This window comes from Massilia antarctica, assembly GCF_015689335.1.
Classification (GTDB): domain Bacteria; phylum Pseudomonadota; class Gammaproteobacteria; order Burkholderiales; family Burkholderiaceae_D; genus Telluria_A; species Telluria_A antarctica.
In genome coordinates this window covers 1,684,536-1,701,070 of the sequence record NZ_CP065053.1, presented here as the reverse complement: position 1 = coordinate 1,701,070, position 16,535 = coordinate 1,684,536, and the positions used below count along the sequence as shown (strand labels likewise).

20 protein-coding genes are annotated in these 16,535 nt (G+C 64.7%); 11 read left to right on the top strand and 9 right to left on the bottom strand.

Translation table 11 applies throughout. The features are described 5' to 3' along the window. The first annotated feature begins 205 nt into the window (after positions 1-205). The 4 genes from IV454_RS07730 to IV454_RS07715 all read left to right on the top strand — a co-directional run bounded on the left by IV454_RS07730 (position 206) and on the right by IV454_RS07715 (position 2,230). Positions 206-598 carry a hypothetical protein gene (locus tag IV454_RS07730; RefSeq protein WP_054265396.1) on the top strand — a complete coding sequence of 131 codons (393 nt, stop codon included), beginning with the start codon at positions 206-208 and terminating at the stop codon, positions 596-598. Next, positions 598-1,638: an NAD-dependent epimerase/dehydratase family protein gene (locus IV454_RS07725; protein ID WP_206090994.1), complete on the top strand. Its 1,041-nt coding sequence runs from the start codon at positions 598-600 to the stop codon at positions 1,636-1,638. Before IV454_RS07730 ends, IV454_RS07725 begins: the two co-directional genes overlap by 1 nt. Before the next feature lie 22 nt (positions 1,639-1,660). Next, the gene (locus IV454_RS07720; RefSeq protein ID WP_054265394.1) at positions 1,661-1,864 is read left to right on the top strand and encodes a helix-turn-helix transcriptional regulator; all 204 of its coding nucleotides are present in this window, start codon (positions 1,661-1,663) and stop codon (positions 1,862-1,864) included. 123 nt (positions 1,865-1,987) lie between these two features. Further along, a complete protein-coding gene (locus IV454_RS07715; protein WP_054265393.1) occupies positions 1,988-2,230 on the top strand; it encodes a hypothetical protein in 243 nt (80 codons plus the stop codon). 109 nt (positions 2,231-2,339) lie between these two features. Here the strand turns inward: IV454_RS07715 and IV454_RS07710 are convergent, their stop codons facing one another. After that, positions 2,340-3,002, bottom strand: coding sequence for a DUF2238 domain-containing protein (locus IV454_RS07710; protein ID WP_206090993.1), 663 nt, complete (start codon positions 3,000-3,002; stop codon positions 2,340-2,342). 291 nt (positions 3,003-3,293) lie between these two features. On the opposite strand from IV454_RS07710, the gene IV454_RS07705 reads away from it, so the two are divergent. The 4 genes from IV454_RS07705 (at position 3,294) to IV454_RS07690 (ending at position 5,585) form a co-directional block, all read left to right on the top strand. Then, the gene (locus tag IV454_RS07705; protein ID WP_206090992.1) at positions 3,294-3,803 is read left to right on the top strand and encodes a GNAT family N-acetyltransferase; all 510 of its coding nucleotides are present in this window, start codon (positions 3,294-3,296) and stop codon (positions 3,801-3,803) included. 9 nt (positions 3,804-3,812) lie between these two features. Then, on the top strand, positions 3,813-4,313 hold the full coding sequence (locus tag IV454_RS07700; RefSeq protein ID WP_206090991.1) for a DUF3592 domain-containing protein: 501 nt from the start codon (positions 3,813-3,815) through the stop codon (positions 4,311-4,313). A 204-nt stretch (positions 4,314-4,517) separates the two neighbouring features. Further along, a complete protein-coding gene (locus IV454_RS07695; protein WP_206090990.1) occupies positions 4,518-4,967 on the top strand; it encodes a hypothetical protein in 450 nt (149 codons plus the stop codon). Positions 4,968-5,030: 63 nt separating this feature from the next. Continuing rightward, positions 5,031-5,585, top strand: a complete 555-nt coding sequence (locus IV454_RS07690; RefSeq protein ID WP_229522116.1) for a DUF2939 domain-containing protein — start codon at positions 5,031-5,033, stop codon at positions 5,583-5,585. Positions 5,586-5,597: 12 nt separating this feature from the next. Here IV454_RS07690 and gbpA read toward each other — a convergent pair whose 3' ends face one another. Then, entirely contained in the window at positions 5,598-7,013 is a 1,416-nt protein-coding gene (gbpA, locus tag IV454_RS07685) for an N-acetylglucosamine-binding protein GbpA (RefSeq protein WP_206090989.1), read from the bottom strand. 339 nt (positions 7,014-7,352) lie between these two features. On the opposite strand from gbpA, the gene IV454_RS07680 reads away from it, so the two are divergent. Beyond that, positions 7,353-8,657, top strand: a complete 1,305-nt coding sequence (locus tag IV454_RS07680) for an endo-1,4-beta-xylanase (RefSeq protein WP_206090988.1) — start codon at positions 7,353-7,355, stop codon at positions 8,655-8,657. A 98-nt stretch (positions 8,658-8,755) separates the two neighbouring features. Here IV454_RS07680 and map read toward each other — a convergent pair whose 3' ends face one another. Genes map through IV454_RS07665 form a run of 3 tightly spaced genes read right to left on the bottom strand, consistent with a single transcriptional unit; the run spans position 8,756 to position 12,397 of the window. Next, a complete protein-coding gene (map, locus tag IV454_RS07675; protein WP_063896225.1) occupies positions 8,756-9,550 on the bottom strand; it encodes a type I methionyl aminopeptidase in 795 nt (264 codons plus the stop codon). Positions 9,551-9,556: 6 nt separating this feature from the next. Next, on the bottom strand, positions 9,557-10,144 hold the full coding sequence (locus IV454_RS07670) for a TetR/AcrR family transcriptional regulator (RefSeq protein ID WP_206090987.1): 588 nt from the start codon (positions 10,142-10,144) through the stop codon (positions 9,557-9,559). An 18-nt stretch (positions 10,145-10,162) separates the two neighbouring features. Next, positions 10,163-12,397 carry a hypothetical protein gene (locus IV454_RS07665; protein WP_206090986.1) on the bottom strand — a complete coding sequence of 745 codons (2,235 nt, stop codon included), beginning with the start codon at positions 12,395-12,397 and terminating at the stop codon, positions 10,163-10,165. Between the two features lie 120 nt (positions 12,398-12,517). On the opposite strand from IV454_RS07665, the gene IV454_RS07660 reads away from it, so the two are divergent. After that, positions 12,518-12,898 (top strand): hypothetical protein, encoded by a 381-nt coding sequence (locus tag IV454_RS07660; protein ID WP_206090985.1) that lies wholly within the window; start codon positions 12,518-12,520, stop codon positions 12,896-12,898. On the opposite strand, the gene IV454_RS07655 is transcribed toward IV454_RS07660, so the two are convergent. After that, positions 12,895-13,476: a DUF8082 domain-containing protein gene (locus tag IV454_RS07655; RefSeq protein WP_206090984.1), complete on the bottom strand. Its 582-nt coding sequence runs from the start codon at positions 13,474-13,476 to the stop codon at positions 12,895-12,897. The genes IV454_RS07660 and IV454_RS07655 overlap by 4 nt on opposite strands. Before the next feature lie 19 nt (positions 13,477-13,495). Beyond that, complete coding sequence (locus IV454_RS07650; RefSeq protein ID WP_206090983.1) at positions 13,496-14,575, bottom strand: cache domain-containing protein; 1,080 nt, start codon at positions 14,573-14,575, stop codon at positions 13,496-13,498. Positions 14,576-14,752: 177 nt separating this feature from the next. Here IV454_RS07650 and bla point away from each other — a divergent pair, with 177 nt between their 5' ends. Next, on the top strand, positions 14,753-15,667 hold the full coding sequence (bla, locus tag IV454_RS07645) for a class A beta-lactamase (RefSeq protein ID WP_206090982.1): 915 nt from the start codon (positions 14,753-14,755) through the stop codon (positions 15,665-15,667). Between the two features lie 19 nt (positions 15,668-15,686). On the opposite strand, the gene IV454_RS07640 is transcribed toward bla, so the two are convergent. After that, on the bottom strand, positions 15,687-15,938 hold the full coding sequence (locus IV454_RS07640) for a hypothetical protein (protein WP_206090981.1): 252 nt from the start codon (positions 15,936-15,938) through the stop codon (positions 15,687-15,689). A gap of 109 nt (positions 15,939-16,047) precedes the next feature. Continuing rightward, positions 16,048-16,530 carry an arsenate reductase ArsC gene (locus IV454_RS07635; RefSeq protein WP_206090980.1) on the bottom strand — a complete coding sequence of 161 codons (483 nt, stop codon included), beginning with the start codon at positions 16,528-16,530 and terminating at the stop codon, positions 16,048-16,050. Between the last annotated feature and the right edge of the window lie 5 nt (positions 16,531-16,535).

The following is a 16,535-nucleotide window of genomic DNA, read 5'->3' as shown; positions in this document are numbered from 1 at the left end:
GCGGCGACAATCCGCCGCGCCCTTCTGTCTGATTGCCATTCGCGCCTGCGCAAGGCTTGGCCGGACGTGGTCGGCATGCAACATCACGCACAATGTCGCGCTGCCCGCTTGAAATGATGATGTAAAGAGTTCTTTACATTTTTCTTGTAAAGTTCTACAGTCTGCGTCGTGGCACACCGATATCCCGACCCAAGCAAGGAGCCGTATGCAGACCAGCACTTTCAGTGACCCGATGTACCTGACCAGAATCCTGGCCGCTGCCGGCCTGGGGGCCGCGCTCATGGCCGGCGCCGTCGTCAGTGGCGACAGCGATCTCGGCGCGCCCCTGCGCAGCGCGCTCGCCGCCCTGCTGATCCTGCCCTTCGCGCTGATCTATCCGCTGGTGTGGCGCTGGCATCGCCGGGTCGATGAAATGCTGCAGATGGTGCATTTGCGCGCCTGCGTGTTCAGCGTCTGCACCAGTGCCAGCCTGTTCGGGGCGGCCGGCGTGCTGCAGGCTTGCGGCCTGATCGGCCCGCTGCACGCCTTCCTCGGTTTCATCAGCGTCGTCGCCACCTGGTCGCTGGGCCTGATGCTCGCCGACCGCAGCCAGCACTGATGGCCACCATCACCGTCACCGGCGCCGCCGGCTACCTTGGATCGTGGGTCGTGGCCGAAGCACTGGCGCTCGGCCACCGGGTCCACGCCACCGTGCGCGACCTTGCCGACGAGGCCAAGACCGCGCATTTGCGCCAGCTCGGCGCACGCCATCCCGGCCAGCTGCATCTGTTCGCGGCCGACCTGCTGCGCGACGGCTCCTTCGACGCCGCCCTGGCCGGGGCCGACTACCTGATCCACACCGCCTCCCCCTACACCCGCGCCGCCTTGCGCGACGTGCAGCGCGACATGCTCGGCCCCGCCGTGGACGGCACCCGCAACGTGCTGGCCAGCGCCAACCGCTGCCCCACCTTGCGCCGGGTCGCCCTGACCAGCAGCATCGTCGCCATGATGAGCAGCCTGCGCGAGGCCTACGCCCATCCCGCCCATACCCTGGACGAATCGCACTGGAATACCGGCAGCACCGCCGACGACGAACCCTACAGCTACGCCAAGACCAGCGCCGAGCGGGCGGCCTGGGACATTTGCAGCGCGCAGGCGCAATGGCAGCTGGTGGTGCTTAATCCCGGCGCCATCTTCGGCCCCTCGCTGTCGCGCCGCAGCGACGCCGAAAGCGTGAAGATGATGCAGCAGTTCCTCAAGGGCGCTTTCGCGGCCGGCGTGCCGGCCCTGCATCTTGGTGTGGTCGACGTGCGCGACGTGGCGGCGGCGCATGTGCGGGCCGTGCTCGACCCGGCCGCGCAAGGACGCTATTTGCTGGTTGCCGAAAGCTGCCCGCTGCTGCGCATCGGCACCACCATCAGCGACTGCTGCCCCGCCTACCGGAACAAGATGCCACGCCGCGAATTGCCGCGCTGGCTGATCTGGCTGGCGGCACCGGCCATCGGCATGCGGCGCGACTATGTGCGCGACAACGTCGGGTTTGCGGCGCTGTACAATACCGCGCGCAGCCGCAGCGGGCTGGGGCTGAGCTATCGCAGCATCGCCAGCACCTTGGGCGACCATGTGGAACAATTGGAGCGCGACGGCCTGCTGGCCTGAGCGCGGGGAGCCGGGAGCGGCGATGAAGAACCGGATAACTGAATTGCGCAAGGCCCGTTCGATGAACCAGTCCGACCTGGCGCAGGCGCTCGACGTCAGCCGCCAGACCGTGCACTGCATCGAGAACGACAAGTACGACCCCAGCCTGCCGCTGGCCTACAAGATCGCGCGCCTGTTCGGCACCACCATCGAAGACGTGTTCGAGCTGGAAGCGCCGCCGCACTGAGCGGCGACGCGTTTGCGCATCTTTCATCAAAACGGGCTTGAAGATGAGGCCAATGAATTACAATCTGTTTAGTAAGCCATTTTATGTCTGATCGCATGTCATGATTTTCACGACACCCAAAAAATGACCGATTCCACTAACAGCGATGTCACGCTGACCCTTACGTTGGATGAATCCATCGTCCTGTTCGAATTTCTTCAACGCTTCAGCCACTCGGATCAGTTGACGATCGAGGACCAAGCAGAGGCGCGCGCACTCTGGAATCTCTGCTGTCTCTTTGAAAAGACCTCGTTCATTCCTTTCGAGAATACGTATCACGAGTCGCTTCAGGCCGCCCGCGACCGCTTGCGCGATAAAGACGACTGATGTTCACGGTGACAGCTGCATCAATCCGGAGGACGAGGACGGGTCAACGTGTGGGATGATGGGGGATTACGTGAAGCGTGACTCGTCACGTTAAGCACGTTTTTCCGCTCTATTGTTCGGCGCTTGAATGAGGGCCGCGCCCTCCGGACGGCGCGCGCAACGCCGGCCAGGCCCACACCAGGCTGCCCAAGGTGGCCATCAGCATGTCCTTGTGCGCATCCCACATATCGCCCTGTTGCCCGTTGTACGACTCGGCGTCGTCCGACGACAAGGTCATCGCCACCGCGAATTCGAACCATTCGTACCAGAGACTGGTGATCATCACCGCCGACACGGCGATATACAAACCGAGCCGCACCGACAAGCCGCGCCGCTTGCTCAGGTAGGAGATGGCGCCTGGCGTGAAACACAGGCCGAACAGGAAGTGCACGAGCCGGTCGAAATTATTGCGCGTCCATCCGAATGCCTGGTCGATGGAAAAGTGAAACAGCGACTGTCCCCATGCATCGTAAGGCACGTTGGAATACAGCCAGCGCGCGGCAATCGAATGCACCGACAGGAACACGGCAATGAGCAGGAAATCGAGGTCGGTGAAGCCGCTGCGTCCGGAAAACTTCCACAGGAGCCCAAAGCCGATCAGGGTGAGCGAACTGTGCAGCGCCTGTTCCACCGGCCACGGCGGATTGATCCAGGTAAGGGCGAAGATGAGCAGCATGATGACAGTGGACGTGCGCTTGGAAGGGTACATGGCTGTGAAGTAAAGATGAAACAAGAACTGGTCCGTTCCCGGCAGTCCGCTTGGGACGCTATGGTATGCGATGAACCACATGGCTTGATAAAAATATATCTTGTTCGCCATTGCCGATAAGCTGTGCTGGCGGCCGCGTTTTTCATTTGCGTTCTTGTCAAAGCTCGCGTCCTGGAAAACCGGCATGTGGCAGCGTTACGCGCAGCCCGGCGCGGCAATGCAGGATGCGCCCGCAAGCGGCTGGAAGCAGGGCCGGCCGCGGCTGCGGCACGACTGGGTTATCATCGTCATCCCACTGCCTTCATTGCCCTGCTCATGCTCATACGCCGCCTTGTTCCCGCCGATGCACACGCGTTCCAGTCGCTGCGCCTGGCGGCCTTGCGCGAGTGCCCGTCCGCGTTCAGCTCCAGCTACGAGGAAGAGTGCGACACGCCGCTGTCGGTCATCGAAGCGCACATGGCCCCGGATTCTGGACGCAACCGATTCGGCGCCTTCGACGGCGCGCAACTCGTTGGCATCGTCGGCGTGGGGCGCGAGAGCGCGCCCAAGCTGCGCCACAAGGCCTTCGTGCGCGGCATGGTGGTCGCGCCGGCCTGGCGCAACCAGGGCGTCGGCCGGCAGCTGCTGGCGCACGCGCTGGCCTTCGCCGATGCCATGCCAGGACTGCGCCAGGTGACCCTGACCCTCACCGCCAGCAACGCGGCGGCGCTGGCGCTGTACGAATCGATGGGATTTCGCCAGTTCGGCCACGAGCCGCGCGCCTTGTGCGTGGACGGCGTGTTCTACGACGATATCCACATGCTGCGCGACGTCGGCGCGGGCTGATTGCGCGGCATGATCGATGTCGAACTGGCGCCCTTCGTCAGCGCCCCGCAAAACGGAAGCGGCAACATGACCTTTCAACTCCTTGCAGCATGCGTCACAGCGGCCCTTGCGGCCGCCGCCACGCTCACTTTCCTCATGCGGCTGCGCCAAAGCTGGGAGGCCCGCTCGTGGCCCTCCGCCAGCGCGGTCATCCTCACGTCCGAAGCTGAAAAACTCGACGCCGATGGTGCCTACCGGGCCGCAGTCACGTACCGTTACACGGTCGACGGATGCGATTACGTGGGCACCCAGCTGGCCTTCACTGGAATCATGGACAACAAGACGCAGCCGCGCGCCGAACGGGTAATCGCGAAGTACCCGCCCGGCGCTACCGTACCTGCTTACTATTGCCCGCGACAGCCGGCCGATGCCGTGCTGGAACGCGGTATCAATCCTGCCGTCACCAGGATGTTTGTCTTTTCCATCTTTATCGTTGCTATTACCTGGATCAGGTACCTGCACCTGCTTTGAGCGTCCGATGGCACTCCCGACACGAGCAATCACGGCGACACGATGAATGTGAACGTTCCCCTCGTCTCCGCCATTGTCGCCGGCGTCGGCGCCCTCGTCATGACATTTATCTTCCTGAATGCACGGAAGAAAGATATGCAGCTATGACAAACGCCATCATTTTTCTCCTGTGCGTCGCGGCTGTGCATGTGCATCGAGCGGGGGATGATTGTGCATGATTTTCTGCGCCATGCATGCGTCAGCGAAATCCGGCAAGCCTGGATCGACAGCGGCGAAGTGTCTCGTCCGCCCATCGTCTGGATCGCCGAACACATGCCCGTTGCGCTGGTGGATGCTGCACATAATTACCCGTCCCCTGTGGCGAACGCTTGGCTGCTCAATGACCATGGCGTGGAGAGGCGCGATCCGCAGGAATATGTCCGCTTCATGACAGTGCATTCGGGATATCACTGGGCGCGGGGACGCCCGCCCAGGGGCATCTTCAGCAACACGGGATCGCACCCCATCGGCCTTGCGGGCTTTGCGCCAATCGTGGACACGGATCTCGTTGCCCTGCATTTCATATGGGGAGGCTTGTGGGGGCGCGGTTCGCATTATCGCTACGATTCATTTGCCAATACCTTGGTGTGCGTGGCGGACATCTGGGTTTCCTGACACCGCGACGCGGGGCGCGCGCCGTGTAGAATCCGGCACACAGTCAACCTACAGAAGGACATCGTGAAGGCAACTCACCTCAAGCTCGGACTCGCCACGCTGTGCCTCGCCGCCGGCGCGGCGTACTGGTACTACTCTCCCCTGATCGCGCTGCACCAGATGCGCGCGGCGGCCCGCGAGAACAACGCCGAAAGCTTCAACGAGCGCGTCGACTACCCGCGCCTGCGCGAAAGCGTCAAGCTGCAGCTCAGCGCCGTCATGAACGAGGAAGTCGGGCGCCGGGACACCAGCGCGCTTGGCGAGGCCGGTACGGCGATCGGCAAGATGCTGGGAATGGCCATGGCCGACAAGATGGTCGACGCCATGGTGCGCCCGGAATTCGTCATGCGCGCGATGGAGCAGGGAACCTTGCATCCGCGCCCGCATGGCGCGCAAGAGAATGCGCCGAAGAAGCCCGCTCCGAAGTACACGTCCGAACGGGTCGGCCTCGGTCAGTTCATCATGCACCTGGAACCGGACAATCCGGGCGAGCGGCGCATGTCGCTCGTGATGGAGCGTCATGGCCTGGCATCGTGGAAGCTGGCGGAGGTGCGCATGGGCGCGCCCACCGCCAGGTAAGCGCCCGCCGGACTACGGTGCGATCCAGGCGTCCTGCCAGTTGGCGCCCACACCCGGCTCGTAATTCGGCGATGCCGCGCTCCACTGCGTGCACCAGCCGCTGTACGGGAACGGCTTGCAGGTATAGACCTTGCCGTTCTTCGATTGCAGCACGCGGGTACCGGCCTTGTAGCTGGCCAGCGACGCCGGGAACACATGATCGTAGGCCGCGCTGCCGCCTTCTTCCGTCAAGGTCAGCGCGAAGGTCTTCTGCAGCACCGCGCCGCCCTCCTTGACCACCGCCTTGAGCACCAGCTGGTGCGCGCCCGCCTTGGGTGCGTTCAGGTTCACCGCCAGCGCCGCGCTGTTGTTGTTCAGCGGCGCCGTGGCAAAGCCCTTCGACACGCCCGCCTGGTCGTACACATACGCGCTGACGTCCATGTCGGCATTGGCGCTGACGCTGAAATTGATCGTCAACTGGCCGCCCTTGATCACATACGAGGTGCGCAGATCGCTGACGCTGAAGTCGGCCGGCGGCGGCGTCTGGTCCTTGTTGATCTGGACTTCGACCCGGGTCAAGGTGCTGGCGGTTTTCGCATACACGGTGTTTTGCCCGTACACCGGGGTGATCTTGCCATCCTGGCCCAGCTGGCCCGCGTGCAGCTGCGGCTGTTCGGCGTTGATGCGGGTGGCCAGCAGATACGCCCAGTTGTTGCGCAAGCCTTCGCTGGCGCTGCCGATGGTGACCTTGGTTTGCAGCTCGGGATGCTCGCCCGCCGCGTCGAACACGCGCGTGGCCACGCTGTCGCCCGCGGCCAGGTCGACCGACGGGTAAATCGCGCCGCGCTGCGTCCATTCCGGCACCGGCACCGTGCCGCCATCCTTGAACAGCACATCGACCATGTTATAAAAACTGTTCGGCGTATCGGCGATCTCCCACACGCCGAGGATCACCTGGTAGCCGCTGCGCTGCGGTACCGTGCAGTTGTGGCTGACCTGCGCCGGCGGCTGGCGGTTGCCGCCATCGATCACGCAGAAAGGGGTCAGGTCGAACGCGGCGCGGGTGAGCTTCTGGTTCGGATTCCAGCCTGCCTTGGTGATGTAATAGCGCCAGTTGCGCGTGGCGTGGTTGGCCGTGAACTGCCACTTGAAGACGTTCGCGCCGGCCTGCATGGGGCGCTTGGTCCAGCGGCTGCTGGTCTGTTCATTGAGTTCGCCGAATTGCGCCAGCGCGGCCGAGGCGATGACGCCGTCCGCCGGTCCCTGGGCCGGAAAACCGGATGGCGCTTCCAGGCTTTGCGGCTCCCACTGGATCGCGCCGCAGGCGCTGTTGCCGCCTTGCTTGCACAGCAGGCTGCGCGATTCGGGCTGGGTGATGTAGCCGTGTGCCATGGCACTGGCGCTGCACAACAGCGCGCAGGCGCCGGCGATGGTGGTAAGTGTTTTCATGTTGATTTACCTTTCGGGCAGGACGAGGTCGGTAAGCACGCATACAGCCGGGCCGGCCGACATCGCGCGCTCGCTTGCAGTTCAAAATCAATCAGGATGCTGCCCGTAAAAGTGGTAGTCAACTGGTTTTCAAAATTGCCGCCGAAAGCAATACCAGTGCGTGAAGGAAGGTTCCGTTGCAGGCGCCGCGCCTGCGTGCCGGGCAGGTTCGGGCGATTGACTTGCCGGTGTGTTTACCGCACAATCCAACAAGCAAAAAGTTATTTATTTACTAATGAAAACGTTTTCATGATTCCTTGCATTTAATGTTGCAACCTATAAAACCATTCTGGAGATCCGATGCGCTTTACTTCCGCCACTTTCAGTGTATGCCTGCTCCTTTCCGCCTGCGGCGGTGACGCCGACCCCGGCAGCCCCACGGTCACGCCTGCGCCACCGGCGGTAGCCGACGCGGTAGCCGACGCGGTAGCCGACGCGGTAGCCGACGCGATTGCCGACGCAGTTCCGGCAGCGGACGATGCGCGCCCGCCCGCCATGGCGAGCGAGGCGGACGACATGATGACCGGCTTCGATTCCGGCTCGTCCGAGAAAGCCAGCGGCACCGCCGTGAGCAGATTGAGCCGGCTGGCCAAGTTCCCGGTCGGCGTGTCTCTCTCCTATGGCAATGAAGCTTTCAGCTACAACAACAACCCGGCGCAGCAGGCGGCCATCAAGACGCATTTCAGCCAGCTCACCGCCGGCAATATCATGAAGATGAGTTATCTGCATCCGGCCCGGGATACCTACAACTTTACCCAGGCCGACGACTTTTTGAAGTTCGCCAAGGACAATGGCAAAACCCTGCACGCGCATACCCTGATCTGGCACTCGGACTATCAGGTCCCTGCGTTCATGAAAAACTATCAGGGTGACAAAGCGGCCTGGCTGGCGATGCTCAAGACCCACGTGCAAACGATTGCCACGCACTTCTCCGGCAAGGTCGCCAGCTGGGACGTGGTGAACGAAGCCATTAACGACGGCGGTGGTTACCGCAATTCGATTTTTTACCAGAAGACGGGCGCCGACTATATCGAACAGGCGTTCATCAATGCGCGCGCGATCGACAAGAAGGCCGACCTGTACTACAACGATTACAACATCGAGGCCGATACCGCCAAGCTGCAAACCCTGACTAACATGCTCGATGGTTTCAAGGCGCGTTCGGTGCCGATCAGCGGGGTCGGCTTCCAGATGCATATCTTCATGGATTATCCGTCGGTGAGCACCATTTCGGCGGCCTTCAAGCGCGCCGTGGACCGCAATCTGAAGGTGAAGATCAGCGAGCTCGATATCCCCATCAATAATCCATTCAGCGCCCAGTACAAAGCCGGCGACATCAAGCGCGAACTGACGCCGGCACTGGCGCTGGCGCAGAAAAAGCGCTATTGCGAGGTCGTGAAAGCATACATGGACACGGTGCCGGCCAAGCTGCGCGGCGGCGTGACGGTGTGGGGCGTGAGCGATCCAAGCAGCTGGCTGATCGCCGACCTGTTTAAAAACGCGCATGCCGACTGGCCGCTGCTGTTCGACGGCGGCTATCAGCAAAAGCCGGCCTTGCGCGGCGTGGCCGATGGCTTGTCCGGCAAGGCTTGCACCAATACCTGAGTTCAGGGAGGCTGGCGGCAAAAGGGGCGCCATGCGCCCCGTTTCATGCATACCAATTTTGCAAGCGCAAAAAGTGGTATTAACACCCCGCCGCGCGCTTAGCGCCCGGCGGCCGACAAGGTAAAGATTTCGACGCCGCTCTCGGTCACCGCCACCGAGTGCTCGAACTGGGCCGACCACTTGCGGTCCTTGGTCACGGTGGTCCATTTGTCGGGCAACACCGTCACCTGGTGAGTGCCGACGTTGACCATCGGTTCGATCGTGAAGATCATGCCCGGTTCGAGAACGATGCCGGTGCCGGCGCGCCCGTAGTGCGTCACCTGCGGCGCATCGTGGAACACCTGGCCGATGCCATGGCCGCAAAAATCGCGCACCGATGAAAACCCCTGCGCCTTGATGCAGGCCTCGATCGCCGCGCCGACATCGCCCAGGGTGGCGCCCGGACGCACCGTGCGCACGCCCGTCATCATCGCCTCGTAAGCCGTATCGACCAGGCGCCTGGCCAGGATCGATACCGTGCCCACTTCGAAGGTGCGGCTGGTGTCGCCGAACCAGCCATTGAGTTTGGGCGTAACGTCGATGTTGACGATGTCGCCCTCGCGCAGGATTTTTTTGTCCGACGGAATACCGTGCGTGACCACGTGGTTCACCGAAATGCAGCTGGCGTGTTTGTAGCCGTGGTAATCGATGGTGGCCGGAATGCTGCCGGCGGCGCGCATGAATTCTTCGCACATTGTGTCCAGGGTTGCCGTCGACACCCCCGCGCGCACGTGCGGCGCGATGAAGTCGAGCGTGTCGGCGGCCACGCGGCCGGCCGCGCGCATCGCTTCGAAGCCCGCCTCGTCGTACAGGGGAATCGGTTTGCCGTGTTCTGTTTGGGTGGAGTAGCGCATAAGTTCTCAGTGAGGTGAGGCGGCCAGCGCGCCGACCGCGTCATGCGAGGCGCGCAGGATCGAATCGAGCGTGGCGGGAATCGGCTTGTTCTGGGCCAGGTAGGGTTTGACGATGGCGATCGGGGCGTCGATCAGCATGAAACGCAGGGTATGGGCGGCATCGTCGCCATCGGCGCCGCGCCGCCGCAGGCAGCGCTCGAAGCAGGCATCGAGGCGCGCCTGCTCCGCTTCGAGCAGCTCGTTCAGTTCCTCCGTGGGCGGCGCGCCCAGGTCCGGGCAGTCTTCGTACTGCAGCAAAAAGCGCGCGTACACCGGTTTGCCGCGGCACCAGTCGAGCAGCGCCGCCACCGCTATCCAGGTGTCTTCCTCATCCCAGTGGCGCGCCACCTGTTCGCGGAAATCGGCTTTCACCGTCAGCCACGCGTGCGCCAGCAAGGTGCTGCGCGAATCGAAGCGGTGATACACCGACCCGATCGGCGCCCCGGCCCGGATGGCGATCGCCGACATCGACACCGAGCCGATGCCGCAGGTGGCGGCGATGCCGATGGCGCCGTCGATAAAGGTATGTGCGTTGTATTTTGCGAGTCTGACCATTCAAATAGAATATAGATTCTATTTGAATCCGTCAAGCCCACCCTCCTTCAGCAACTGCTCAAGGCGCCGCAATTGCTCCTCGTCCTGCGGCGTCCTTGTGCTGTTCGCGCGCAGCAGGGCGGCGCGCTCGCCCGCCCACAAGCGGGTCAGGCCGAGCGAGGTTTTTTCCTGCGCCGGCTGGGGGCCGGTGCCGCGGCGGCGCTCGGCCACGACCTGGCGCGCCGCCGGTTTCCAGCCGCCGAGCAGGCGTACCAGATCGTCGTGCAAGGATCCGATGCGCGGCACGCGCGACAGTGCGGCCACGCCATCCATCTCTTCCCACAGGACGTTGGTACCGGTGACCGCTTCCAGGCCGATCATGCGCACCCGGTCCGGGTGCTGCCGGTAATGCTGCAGCAGCGCGTCCGCCGTGCCGGGCATGGCCGGCTGCGGCCCGTGGATCCACACCACCGCGCCGTCGCTGGCCGCCGCCGCCCATTCCCACGCCGCCAGCAGCGCCGCGCTGTTGTCGTGACCTCCTTCATAGGCGATGTCCTGCAGGCGCCGCACGCTGGCCAGCGTGTCGGAAGGATCGTGCAGGAACACCTGCGGCGCCTCGTCGCCGGCCACGATCACGCCCACTTCAACGTTGCCCGGGAAGGAGGTCGCGGCGCGCGCCAGCTGCTCCCGTTGCGCCGCCAGCGCGACCGAGCCGTCGATCACCAGTGCCACGCGGCGCGGAATGCGCGCGCTGTTGCGGCTGATGGTTTGCACGATCACGCCGCCCGGCGTTGTCGGGTCGAGGCTCCACGCCTGCGTGTCGGCCGGCGCGCGCACGGCGCCGATGATGGCCGCGCCGATGCCCGGCAGCGGTTCGGCGATGTCGCCCCGTACCGCGAACGGCAAGTGGGCGCCGGCTTGCTCGCGCATGCCGGGTGCGCCCCGCAGCGCGCTGGCCGATTCCACCGACACCGCATGACGCAAGGCCGGCGCGATCTCGACATTGCGTTCGCTGAACGAGGGCAGTTGCAGATAGCCCAGGCCTGGTTCATCGAGCATCAGCGGCGCGCTCATCGCAATGCGCACGGTCAGCTCGCCCTTGGCCGGCACGGACCGCAGCTGGAGCATGATGTGGTCCTTGCCCGCCGTGCTCACCAGCATCGGAGCGCGCTCGGACGAATTGACCTTGTGCCGCGCCTCGCGTGCCTCGATGCCGCCGGCGGGCACGGTGTTGTGCTCTCCGCTCTCGTCCCACAGCGTCACCCGCGCCACCACCGCGCCGGCCGGCACGGTGATGCGCGCGCGTGCCTCTTCGGCTTCGCGTGAATCGTTGCGGATCACCATGGTCCACTCCAGGTAGCCGAGCGCCGCGCGGGCATCGAGCGTGCCATCGATGCGCGAACTGGCCAGCGTCAGGCCGGGCACGCGCGCGCCAACCTGCGCTTTGCCGGCATCCCGATCGTAGGAGCGCCACGAGGCGGCTTTCTCGTTTGCGGACACCGGTACGGCGCTGAACGGGGTGCCGGTGAGGCGGTAATAGACGACGCGCGCATCCTCGGCGTCGGTCGAGACCCGCTTCATCAGAACGAGGCTGGTCACGTCGAGTGGGACGTTGCCCTCTCCGTAGCACAGGGCCAGCATGATTTTTTCGTTGCCGAGGTAGCGCAGCAGGCGTAGCCCGTTCGCGCGGGTGGCGTGCGACTCGTCGGCCGCCACGCGCACGCCGATGCGCGTGATGGCGGACGGCAGTTCCATGGTGCCGACGATGGCCAGCGCCATCAGCGCGCCGGGCCAGGCCGAACGCAGCGGCGCGCCGCCGCCTGCCAGCACCCGGCGCCCGAGCAGGCGCCGCGCGGCCACGGAGGCCACCAGCGACAGCAGCGGCGCGAGCATCAGCAAGCCGATGCCAAAGAAGATGATGGTGGCCAAGCCGTCCGGCGTGAGCGGCAGGAACAGCACGGTGAAGAAGGCGCTGATTCCGGTGGCGAAGCCGTGCAGCAGCGCCAGCGGCCATGACAGCGCAGGCTGCCCGCTCTTGAGGGCGATCATCATCAGGGCGTTGGCCAGCGGGACGCTGGCAATCAGGAACAGGTGCACGGCGAAGGTGTCCGACAGTCCCGTCCCCGCCAGGTGCGTGCCCGCGAGCAGGACCGCCATCGCGATGAGCGGCAGGATCACGCCGGCGAACCAGATCGCTGCGTGGATGGAAAAACGCACCGGGTGGGGCGCAGCTGAGGTAACGGTGGGGTTGAGGTGGTCGTGATGCTCGGTCATGGCGTTCCAGAGGAAACTTGTCAGGCCATGAGCGTAGCAAGCGCGTGTGCGCTGGGAATGTGCTGAGTGTGAAGCGGGCCGGTGCTACACTGCGTCGGATTCATTTCTGGACATCCGACCATGCAAGCTTACGAGTGGCAATGCCACGTCTGCAGGCGCAGCAATAGCGCCGCGCACGATACCTGTACCGCCTGCGGTTTTCCCGCGGCTGCACGCGGCGAAGATATTCTGCTGGAACGCGCGGTCTGGGCCGGCACCGCCGCCGCACCGTCGGCCACATCCTCCGCCAGCGCGGATCTGGCCGGGCTGCTTGCCGGCTTGCCCCTCTGGCGCAAACTGCTTGTCTACAGCGGCGTGATGGTCTGCGGGGCCGGCGGTATATGGTGGAAATTGGCCTGGACCCTGCAGTCCATCGGCATCGCTGCCCTGATGTCCGTTGGCGGACTGCTGCTGGTCGCACTGGCAGCCGGACGGGACGCCGCGCCGTCCCCACCCCCCTAAACCGCCCCCAGCCCCAGCGCGCGTCCCGCTTCCAGCCGGAAATCGGCAGCCTGCTTCTTGTCCGGAATATCGGCCGCCAGTGCCATCACCAAGATGCGCAGGTCGCTCGCCTCGCTGGCGTGTTCGGCGCAGACAATGGTCGCCATCGGCCCAATGTGCACGGCCAGCATGCGCTCGAGCTTGAGCAGATCGTCACGCGCAAACGCGGCCGGCGCCGCACGCGGGCGGGTCGGCTGCGGCCCCGTCCGCGCCGCCGACCTGACATGCGCACCCAGCGGCGCCGGATCGTTGAGCAAGTCCATCAGGTTCACGCCGGCCGCCCTGGTGCCCGTCTGCTTCGCCACATAACTGTCGTCGAAGCGCACGCTGGCGCGCAGCATGGTGCGCATCGCCGCCACCGCCTCTTCCCCGCGCTGCCCGCGGCACAGCAGCATGACGATATTGCCGCTGTCCATATGCACCTGGGCCATGCGGTTGTCGTCGCTGACGATGAACGCGGTGCCGGTGCGGCGCTGGTCGCGGAAATGCCGCAACTGGTCCACGATGCCGTCGAACGGCATCAGCTCCTGGTGTGTCATGGCGTCTCCCTTGCGTGCGTCATGCTCTGCGGCTCAGCCGGCTGATGGCCATCTGGATGCTGATGCCCAGCCGTTCGATGGCGCGCGCCAGCGAACCGATTTCATCGCCGCGCAGGGTGCCGGGAATGCTCTCCGCGAACTCGCCCTTGCTCAGCTGTTCCGCCACCAGGATCAGCTGGTTGATCGGCATCGTCAACTGTTTGGCCACGAAGGCGGCCACGCCCACCACCAGCACGGCGGTCAGCACGATCAGCACGCGCGCGCCGGTTTCGATGCGTTCCAGCGCGGCGTAGGCTTCGGCATAATCCTGTTCCACCAGCAGGGTCCAGCCCTGCGGCAGTTTGCGCGAGTAGCCGACCACCCGCTTGTCGCCCGACACGTACACGGTCGGCTGCTCGCTGATGCCATCGATCTTGAGGGCCGCATAGTTGCTCATGTCCTGGACCGCGTCGGTGGCCTGGTCGGGCCGGCCCGAGGCGATCACCTTGTTGTCGGCGTCGAGCAGGATCGCATAGCCGGTCTCGCCGATGCGGGTGTCCTTGATAACCCGGGAAATATCGTCCAGCTTCATGGCCATGGCCAGCACGCCCACCGTGCCGCCCATGGCGTTGCGGATCGGTACCGCCACGGTCAGGGCGGGACGGCCGGTCGACTTGCTGATCAGTACCTGGCGGCTCGATACCTCGCCCTTCATGGCCGCCTGAAAATAGCTGCGTTCGCCGAAGCGGGTCAGCGGCTTGTCGTCGCTGCGCGCGATGTTCTCGCCGGTCGGCTCGATGGTGAAGACCACGAAGGCCCATTCGTAACTCTCGCCCATGGTGCGCAGGATGGGGGTCTGGCGCACCGGGTCCATGCTGCGGATGTCGTCGAGCTTGGCGGTCTGGCGCAAGGCGCGCACGTTGGCTTCGTCCCAGCCGGTAATGCCGGTGGCGATGCCGTTGGCGGTCATCATCAGTTGCTGCGAACTGGTCGCGGCCGCGTCGGAGCGCGCCTGGCTGCTGCCCGCGTACCAGACGCCCAGCAGCGGAATGAGCGATACCGCCAGCAAGGTGATCACCAGCTTGTGAAAAATAGTCAGGCGGAACGATTCGGATTTCATCGGGAGTTTCCTTTTCTGTGGACAGCCCGGCGTCCCTGCGCACGGCGCGCAAGCGGAGAGGGGATATCGACAGAAGACCATATTTCCACAAGACAATGGTTGAGATGCGACAAGGCATCGTGGAGAATGGCGGCTCTGCAACACCGTGCCGTGTCCATTCCACAACCGAAAGCTGCCATGACTTCTTCGCTTCTCTTTTCGCCGCGCCGGCGCGCCTTGCTGGCTGCTGGCGCCTGCGCTCCCCTGCTCGCGGGCTGCGTTTTACCGTACTGCCCGGTCCCGGTATCGGCCCCCGTCACCGGGGCGCATCCGCGCCTGGCGGCGCTCGAAAAGGCTGCCGGCGGACGCTTGGGCATGGCCGCGCTCGATACCGGCAACGGCCGGCAGGTCGGGCATCGCGCCGACCAGCGCTTTCCGATGTGCAGCACCTTCAAGGCGATCGCCGCCGCCGCCATCCTCGCGCATGGCAAGAACGTGCCCGGCTTGCTGGCGCAGCGGGTGCGCTACACCAAGGCCGATCTGGTGACCTATTCCCCGATTACCGAGCAAGAGCTGGAGACGGGCATGACGGTGGCCGAACTGTGCGCGGCGACCATCCAGTACAGCGACAACGCGGCCGCCAACCTGCTCATGAAACTCATCGGCGGCCCGGCCGGCGTGACCGCGTTCGCGCGCAGCGTGGGCGATACCACGTTCCGGCTGGACCGCTGGGAAACCGAGCTCAACACGGCGATTCCGGGCGATCCGCGCGACACCACCACGCCGCAGGCGATGGCGACCCTGCTGCGCCGCGTGGCGCTCGACGACGGCTTGGCGCCGGCGCAGCGCGACCAGTTGCAGGAATGGATGCGCGGCAACACGACCGGCGCGGCACGCATCCGTGCTGGTGTGCCGGCCGGCTGGGCGGTGGCCGACAAGACCGGTACCGGCGCCTATGGTTCGAGCAACGATATCGGCATCGTGTTTCCGCCCAAGGGCGCGCCGGTCGTGCTGGCCTTGTACTACACCCAGGCCGCGCCGGACGCCAAGGCCAATAGCGAGATCCTGGCCGCGGCAACCCGGATCGTGATGGAGGACTTCAAGCGCGTGTGACAGCGCTTGCCACGGGCCGTCAGGCGTTCGACGGCGTCTTGCTGCGCGGGCGCTGCTGGAACAGGTGGGTGCGGCGCAACCGCATGCCGCGCGAACGAATGCCGCTGATCGCGCCCCACGCCGAGGCCCAGCGCGCGGCGCGCGCCTTCTCTTCGCCGGATTGAGAGTCGATGGCGCGGTCGATCGCCTTGACCATGCGGAACATGCCGTAGGCCTTGCGTTCTGCCTTCCCCCGGTATTTCATGTGCTGCCCGTTGTAGCTTACTTGCATTCAGGGTATGCCTACATATCGAGCAACACTGTTCGCCACCGCACGCCCGGGTTTTTTAACTGAATGGCAATATGAAATCCTTTACTTCGGTAGAGCTCTGGAGCGCCGCTTATCCGTGCAAGGCAGCGATCCGGTCAAGTTCGCGTTTCAGGGCATCGGGCGCGCCGTCCAGGGTCGCCGCGGGCAGCGCCAACAGCGCCTCGATGCGCGCGCGCAAGGTGGCATACGCCCGCATGAAGCTGGCGTCGATCTGCGCTTCGCTGCCGCTGGCATGGGCCGGATCGTCCACGCCCCAGTGCGCGCGCAGCACCGGTCCCAGGTAGGCGGGACAGCTTTCCCCGGCCGCGCTGGCGCACACCGTGATGACGATATCGGGCGTGAGCGCCAGGCTGTCCCACGACTTGCTGTGATACCCCGCGCTGGCGATGCCTTCGCGCGCCAGCAGGGCCAGCGAGCGCGGATGCACCTCGCCGGTCGGCTTGCTGCCGGCGCTCATCGCATGCCAGCCGGGCGGCGCCAGATGGTTGAAGGTCGCTTCGGCCAGGATCGAGCGGCACGAGTTGCCGGTGCAGAGGAACAAGACGTTTTTCATGGCAT